This window comes from Gordoniibacillus kamchatkensis (genome assembly GCF_000829455.1).
Classification (GTDB): domain Bacteria; phylum Bacillota; class Bacilli; order Paenibacillales; family NBRC-103111; genus Gordoniibacillus; species Gordoniibacillus kamchatkensis.
This window is the reverse complement of the sequence record NZ_JXAK01000118.1, coordinates 1-7,176: the sequence shown is the minus strand read 5'-3', so window position 1 is coordinate 7,176 and position 7,176 is coordinate 1. Positions and strand designations below refer to the sequence as shown.

Sequence of the window (7,176 nt, the reverse complement as noted above, 5' to 3'; positions counted from 1 at the left end):
GAGCGCAAAGAAAGCTAAACAAGCTGACGCCGGCAGAGTACCGACGTCAGCTAGCAGCTTAGGGCTTTTTTCAATGTCCGCTATTTGGGGTCTTGACCAACGCGCCGAAAGGGGTAATTTTACGTTTTCGAATATGGAACCAATGCAAAAATTAACCGCCGAAGTTGACGCTACACAATTGGGTTACTTGTTCGTTCTTCAAACGTTTATCGACTATGATACGAACATTCTCGTTATTGGGCGCGACCGCCGCCCTATGACACGGGAAGACATTCAGAAGGCGTTGAACGTTAACCGGAATACGTTGGGCGCGTTCTTGTCTGAAATGGAACGATATTCGGTCGTAATGAAAGATGTCGACGGTCGATATATCGTCAATGACACGTATATTTTCCGTGGGCGACTTGGTAACGGAAACCCCCGCGTCGTCAAGACTTACGACATGGTAGCCCGGAACCTTTACGAAGTGACACAATCAACACGGAAGGTCAAACAATTGGGTTACTTGGTAAAAACGTTGCCGTATCTTCATATGTATAACAACGTCATTTGCGCGAACCCGTTCGAACCCGACCCGGAATTGATTCAAGCGTTCGACAAGGGGCAAGTCGCGGAATTGTTCGGCGTAACGGAGAAATCGGTTTATTCGTTAATCCGTAATATGCAATTTGGCGACGAAGTTGTTTTTGCTGAAATCACTCGCGGACAACAACACTTTTACATGGTAAATCCATATATTTGCAGTCGTAGCGACGTCGGACAAGGAATTAAATCGTTGTTCAAAATCGCCCGTCAACCTTGGTACAGGAAACAAGCGGCGAAGAAGGCAAAGGAATCGACGAAGGAAATCCACAGTCATTCGTTGTGTTCCTCCAAGGGTACTCATTAAATGAGTATCCTTTGAATAAGGGGGTAAGGTAACGATAAGGTCGGCGGGTTTCCATCGGCTTTTTTCGTTATTATCGGCAATTTTCGAAACAAAACCGCCCCGGACATAATGCGACATATCGGTAATTTGCTGTGCAAAATCGCCGGAATATCGGTAATTTGCTGTGCATGTAAAAAACGCCTTACGCCTTAGAGCGACGCGGGTTTACGCGCGTTTGGGGTTTATTTCACTTCTTATATCTTTGTTGGCTTGCGTTTTCTTCAACGACATAAGTGTTAAAAAGGTAAAAGGATTGCCGACCCCTTACGCCTTCGGCGACGGGTTCGGGGCTTCGGCGTCTGTCGACACCTTGCCGCGGCGATTCCTCAACTCTTGTATTATCGTTAGAATTTCCAACGATATAATCCGAAGGAAAAGAACGAAGGGGTCGAGCGAAGCGAAGACAACGACCCGGAAGCGAAGTCCGCGAAGCGGCGGAAGCGCCGGGGCGTTATATTTACTTTATTACGGGGGGATTCGTAAATGAAGCGTTATTCAGAAGCAAAGGGAATCGTTGTTGTTGCGATAAAGAAAAACGAAGGACTTACAATTAGGGAAATGGCGGAACGCATCGGCTATAACGAAGGGTCGCTTAAACGGGGCATTCTTAATCCCAGTAAACAAATTACGTTGAAATTGGAACAACGTCTCCGCGAAACCTTCAACCTTTCCGAAGAAGACCTTGCCGAATTGATTCGTATTACCGAAGCGACAAAAAATACCTCGCAGACTCAAAGGGTACATTCAAATAGGGTTCGCGCGTCCTTCGCTTGGGTCGACGAAATTCATGTTAGGGCAGAGTTAGCGCCGTTTATCGACGCCGTTGCGCCTTTGATAGATAAATGGAAGGAATGACGAAAGCGTCCGTATGGGAAACGTCCTTTTACGTTGGTTTGCGTTGAATAATCGCCCGACATTAAGAATTAAAGTGACGTTTCCTTTACGTTAAAACCCGTACCGCGCTCCTTTTACGTCCGCTTTCCCGAAATCCTGTTTCATTGTATGAAACCGAAATACGCCAACGGCGACAAGGTTTCGCGGCGTCTTTCATCGTGTCATTTCTGCGCGTCAATCGGACATTCAGCGTTTCCCTTTTCGCCATTCCCGGCGTAATTTTTTCGTCAAAAAAAGCCGCGTACAATTTGAATTATACGCGGGAATTTGGTACAATAGTGGTGTGAAATGCAGGAAAACGGGGGGCGTAACGATGAAAAAAAGCCGCGTACAATTATTTTTCGAATACCTTAAATCGAATAAATCCGACATAACGGTTAAAAATTACCTTCATACGTTGAAGCTTTTCGCAGAATGGTTAAGCACGAACCGGGGCGACATTGAAGCGCCAACACGTCACGACGTCAGCGCCTTCATAGACGCCATGAAGAACGGAACCGACGGAACGGGGCGCAAGAAATCCGCCGCGACTCTTAACGCCCGTTTCGCGGGCCTAAAGGCGTACGCTGAATTTATAGGACGTCCCGACATTTGCGACGACATAACCATTCCCAAGGCGCCGAAGCTGAAAGACATAGCGCCGAAGTCGCTTAATAGCGTCGACCGGAACGCCCTTCTTCGCGACGTGGAAGCCGGGGAATTGTCGGTACGTCCCGGCAGTACGAAAAAGACGTCAACGCGTTACGTCGCCATTGTGAACCTTCTCGTTCGGGCAGGGCTTCGCATATCGGAATTGGTAGCGTTGGACATAGACGACGTTACTATAACGCCTAGAAGCGGCCATATAGACGTTCGAGACGGCAAGGGTAATAAATCCCGCCGCGTTCCCCTATCGCCTAAAGCGCGGTACTGGATAGCGCGATATATGGAAGAACGCCGGGGGATTGACGCCGATACGCCCGCGCTATTCCTTTCGAACTATAAGCAACGTATTAGCGTCCGAATCATACAGGAACGTTTGCAGAAGTACGGCGTTCACCCGCATATGTTACGCCATACCTTCGCCGCCGACTTGGTAAATGAGAAGGGCGCACCCATTACCGCCGTTGCCGAGTTATTGGGACATAGCGACATTGCCGTTACGAACCGATACAGCAAACCAACGGCGGAAAAGCTCGCCGAACTAATCGACCTCGATTAAATCTAGTTCGACGTCACAAAGTAACGAAGTCATACGACATACATTCACAGGAACGACGCCTTGTCATCGTTGTTCCCGCGTAACCCACATTACGCAAAACACCTCTTGGAGAATAAGGCGCTTATCCGATTCGCGGAAGGCGTCTTATTCGTCGTTGTAGGCGCAGAATTTACGAAGGGGGGTACACCGGGGGACCGGGTACGTTTTACCGCTGGAAACAGGCGTACAATTTACGCATAATTTTTTTGAAATGTCGGGGGAGCCAAGCCGGATACATCGCCACGTATTCGTCATGGAATTGCCATTTCAACGAATAGGACGAAAGCAGTATAATGTATATTGTTGGAAATATTATGACACGAAAGGAATGGGACTTATGATTTATTTAGCGTTCATAGAAATGCCGCTGTGGGCGCAAATAACGTATATGACAGTCGGGGCGGCGAATTGGGTTCTTTGTATCGTCCTCGAAATCAAACACCGACGAAAGCTTAAACGCAAATGTACGGAAGCATATTCGTTAAATAGGCGAAATACGAAAGGAGCGTAAGGGTTAATGCTTACTGTTATTGCGTATTCAGCGTTATTTATTGCGCTAATATCGACGATTCTTGCATTAGCAAAGTATCGTCAATTTTATTGGGTATCTGCTATCGGAATATACATATTTAGTTTTATCGCAGGTTTTTCAATCGGACAATTAACTGTAGGTTTGACGTTTGTTTTTCTTACATTGGCAATTGGGCATTCTTTTGGTTGGGATACTGGAAAGGTACGAAATTTAATACTTGTCGGAATAGGGTTTATAATTGGAATTGTTGCGGTACTATTCATTGACGATGAATATTTATTCTATCCGATGAAAATTTTCCTTTAACCTATAAGGGGGTTTTAACGTGGAAGTATCGTTAACTAGCGCCGCCAGAACGTGTACAAAATCATGGCTACAAGCGCTTGAATACATAGCCGAGGAAATCCCGCCCGTTCCGTTTCAAACGTGGCTAACGGGAACGACAGGCGCCTATGACGGGGAAACCTTCGTCGTATCCTGCCCAAACTTGTTCACCGTCGAAGTATTAAGCGATAAGTACGCCGACGTCATCCATGCGGCGGTAAAGCGGGCGACAGGGAACGATGGGGTTAAGATAGCGTTTCAAGCGTCGAATTAACTCGTCGTCAGGCCGTCAGAATTGGCGTGTACGGCGTTGCAGGGGCGTAGGTGGAAGCTTTCCCCTCCCGCTCCGTATACGCCGAGAAAAACGAAAAGACGCCCTTTACGGACGCCTTAGAATTTGTAAAACTCAACTTTACCATTATCGAAAACACGGATTTCGCGGAACACCTTACGAAGAAACTCTTGCTTGCGTTCGAGTGTCAGCGTTTCGGGCGAACCTTCTGCAAGAAACTGTTCGATAGTTTCGGAGAGGATTTCTTCGGTAAATTGGTTCTGCTTATAACGTTCTATTTGTGCCGCCAGTTCGTCGCGTTCCTTCGTTAGAGCTTCTTCGCGCTCGTTTGCTTCCCGAATCATTTCTTCGATTTCGGACGGTTTAAAAATACCCTTGGGGTTTGCCATTGCTTGCGCCAACATAGTATAGTACCCTTTGCGTTGAGCGACGATATTTTGTAATTCATTTTCAATACGTTCAATTTCTATTTCTTCAAAGGAACGTTGTGTATCCCCTTCAACGGTCGCCGCGGCTTCGGCGGCGGCTTGCCCGCGGGTTACGACCAAGTTTATAAACGTATCCCATACGAAAGAATCTAGTTTCTCGCAAGCTATACGATTTCCGCAACCCTTATGTTTTGCCCCGGCGGTATTTTTAACGTCAGAATATTCAAAAACATATTTCCCCCAATTCTTCGACTTTCGCCCTACCATCGTATTCCCGCAATCGCCACAACGTAAAAGGCCGCTTAATAAATACTGGTTTCGTTGTTGCCCGGCAAAACGTCGACGGGCTTCTTTTAATTGTTCCTGAACGAAATCAAATGTCAAAGCGTCGATAATCGCAGGGCAGGGAACGCGTATCCATTCGGAACGGGGTCTTTCCGTCATTTGAATACGGTCTTCCTTGTCGCGGAACTTGTTTCCTAACATGCCTTCGGTGTTCCAACGATTTTGATAAAATTCGCCCTTGTAAGCGGGGTTCATAAGAATTTGGCGAACGACTTGTTTGTGCCAAACGAACCCGTTTTTCGGTACTTTTTTCGTTTTCCCCGCTTCGAACATAATTTGAAGTTTGGTAGGGATACGATGTTTCGTTAAAAAGTGCGCTATACCGTTAATACCGCGAACCCTGCCTTGCGGATTCGTGAACAATTCAAATATCAAGCGAACAACTTCCGCTTCCGGGTTATAGATTTCCATTTGTCCCGCTTCTTTGTTGTACGTATACCCGTAAACGTGATAATTTTTAACGACTTTGCCATTGCGGGCTTTCTCCTTGCGTCCGTTGCTCATACGCATATTGATAGTCGCCTTTTCAAATTCAGCTATTGCGCCCCGTATCTGAAAGAATAGGCGACCTTGCGGCGTTTTGTCATAATCCCCATTCACGAAAACCAATTCCGCCCGCTTGTCGATTTCGTTAGCGAGAATTAGCGCATTGTTTAAGTCGCGGGAAAGGCGGTCAGGGTCAAGGCAAACGACCGTTTTAATAATTCCCTTTCGTAAGTCTTCGCGCAATCTCGTAAGTTGGGGGCGTTCCAAAAATTCGCCAGATATGCCCTCGTCAATGTATTCAATGATTTCGTTGGATGGCGCGTCAATTTTCTTCCTACAGCGCCGAACTTGGTCTTGAAGGCTATACCCTTTCTTCGCCTGTTCCTCGGTCGATACCCTTGCGTAAATCGCGTACATTGCTCCGTCCATCCTTTCGAATCAATTCTTTAATCTGCTTCACACATTCCGCGAAAGCCTTATCGGTGACTTTATCGCCGTCGGTTGAAGCGGGTTCGATAATTACCGCATGTAATGGCGCGGATATTCTTGTTTTTTTCGGCTTCCTTCCTTTCGTCTTGTTTTCCGTCAAGACAATCGCCCCCTTTACGCTTCTTGTTTGCGGGGTCTTATGTTGTAAGCGATGGGGCGAATGTGACGGTATTTAGTTTTCCAGTTATTTCCGCGTAGTAAAGTAATCCCTATCTCGTTCTCGATACAGCGCGCTGCGAACGTGGCGAGCTTGGTGCCCTTATCCGGACTGAACGACTCGATCGCCTTGATCAGTCCGATCGTTCCGATCGAGATCAAGTCCTCCATGTCCTCGCCGGTGTTGTCGAACTTTTTGACGATGTGAGCCACAAGCCGTAAATTGTGCTCGATGAGCACGTTGCGCGAATGCTGGTTCCCCTCGGCCATAAGCCGTAAATGCTTGAGCTCCTCCTCCTCGGCCAGCGGCTGGGGAAAAGCATTGTTCTTCACATACGATACCAAGAGCATCAATTCTTTGATGAACAACGCAATCGGACGAAAAAAAACCGAGCATGCCAGCCACCCCCTCGCAAGCTTTGCGGAGCGCATCGACCTCGCTAGTCTCCGCATGAGATTACTACCAGTGTATGTGGGCCGGCGCCTACTTGTGCCTGTACGGAAACAAACAATTCACAATCCCGCGCCTCTGGTCCGTACCTTGGTCGATGGCCCACTGTGCTAGGACAATTCGCATCGCTCTAGGTAAGGAACGCTCCATGCTATTAACCGCTTATGTCCATACTCCGGACAATATCGCCCAGACCAATACGGTAACTGTCGTTTAAATGGGAGTACGGAAACATAAAGGGGATCGAAAAAACGAGGCGAACAGCGACTACTCCAAGAAGTACGGGACGGTTGCGGCTGTGGTATCGTCTAAAAAACGGGGGGTTATGATTCCAGAAACATAAGAGCACCTGGCTTTTTGTGTAAAAAGGCTATGCTTTCCAGCTAATTGGTAGAAATAAGCCCATGTTCGTTAAACTGAGACTTATCAGACGCTAATCTTGAGCAAAAATGGAAAAATCGCCATTTAAATACTCGAAGGTCGCTCCATACGAATTTATGTCGCTGTTTACGGAACTTTCGATCTTTGGACGGGCATTCGGTCAAAGCAGTGCTTAACAGCGCCCCGAAAGACGCTATACAGCGAACCTGTTCTTTAAATGGCATTAAAAG

General features: G+C 47.2%; 7 protein-coding genes and 1 pseudogene. 5 read left to right on the top strand and 3 right to left on the bottom strand.

Translation table 11 applies throughout. From position 1 onward, the window contains the following. The 5 genes from SD70_RS37320 to SD70_RS31960 form a co-directional block, all read left to right on the top strand. A partial coding sequence (locus SD70_RS37320) for a hypothetical protein (RefSeq protein WP_197081250.1) occupies positions 1-889 on the top strand: 889 nt, incomplete at its 5' end. 522 nt (positions 890-1,411) lie between these two features. Then, positions 1,412-1,783, top strand: a complete 372-nt coding sequence (locus SD70_RS31975) for a hypothetical protein (RefSeq protein ID WP_041052666.1) — start codon at positions 1,412-1,414, stop codon at positions 1,781-1,783. Between the two features lie 352 nt (positions 1,784-2,135). Beyond that, entirely contained in the window at positions 2,136-3,023 is an 888-nt protein-coding gene (locus SD70_RS31970; RefSeq protein WP_041052665.1) for a tyrosine-type recombinase/integrase, read from the top strand. A 556-nt stretch (positions 3,024-3,579) separates the two neighbouring features. Then, positions 3,580-3,900 carry a hypothetical protein gene (locus SD70_RS31965; protein WP_041052664.1) on the top strand — a complete coding sequence of 107 codons (321 nt, stop codon included), beginning with the start codon at positions 3,580-3,582 and terminating at the stop codon, positions 3,898-3,900. Between the two features lie 19 nt (positions 3,901-3,919). After that, on the top strand, positions 3,920-4,192 hold the full coding sequence (locus SD70_RS31960; protein ID WP_041052662.1) for a DnaA N-terminal domain-containing protein: 273 nt from the start codon (positions 3,920-3,922) through the stop codon (positions 4,190-4,192). A 116-nt stretch (positions 4,193-4,308) separates the two neighbouring features. Here SD70_RS31960 and SD70_RS31955 read toward each other — a convergent pair whose 3' ends face one another. The 3 genes and pseudogenes from SD70_RS31955 to SD70_RS31950 form a co-directional block, all read right to left on the bottom strand. After that, positions 4,309-5,886 carry a recombinase family protein gene (locus SD70_RS31955; RefSeq protein ID WP_041052660.1) on the bottom strand — a complete coding sequence of 526 codons (1,578 nt, stop codon included), beginning with the start codon at positions 5,884-5,886 and terminating at the stop codon, positions 4,309-4,311. Then, positions 5,831-6,058 (bottom strand): hypothetical protein, encoded by a 228-nt coding sequence (locus tag SD70_RS36655; RefSeq protein ID WP_156158307.1) that lies wholly within the window; start codon positions 6,056-6,058, stop codon positions 5,831-5,833. The genes SD70_RS31955 and SD70_RS36655 overlap by 56 nt, the downstream gene beginning before the upstream one ends. A 110-nt stretch (positions 6,059-6,168) precedes the next feature. Further along, positions 6,169-6,546 (bottom strand): annotated as a pseudogene (locus SD70_RS31950) (sigma-70 family RNA polymerase sigma factor); the annotation flags it as partial. Between the last annotated feature and the right edge of the window lie 630 nt (positions 6,547-7,176).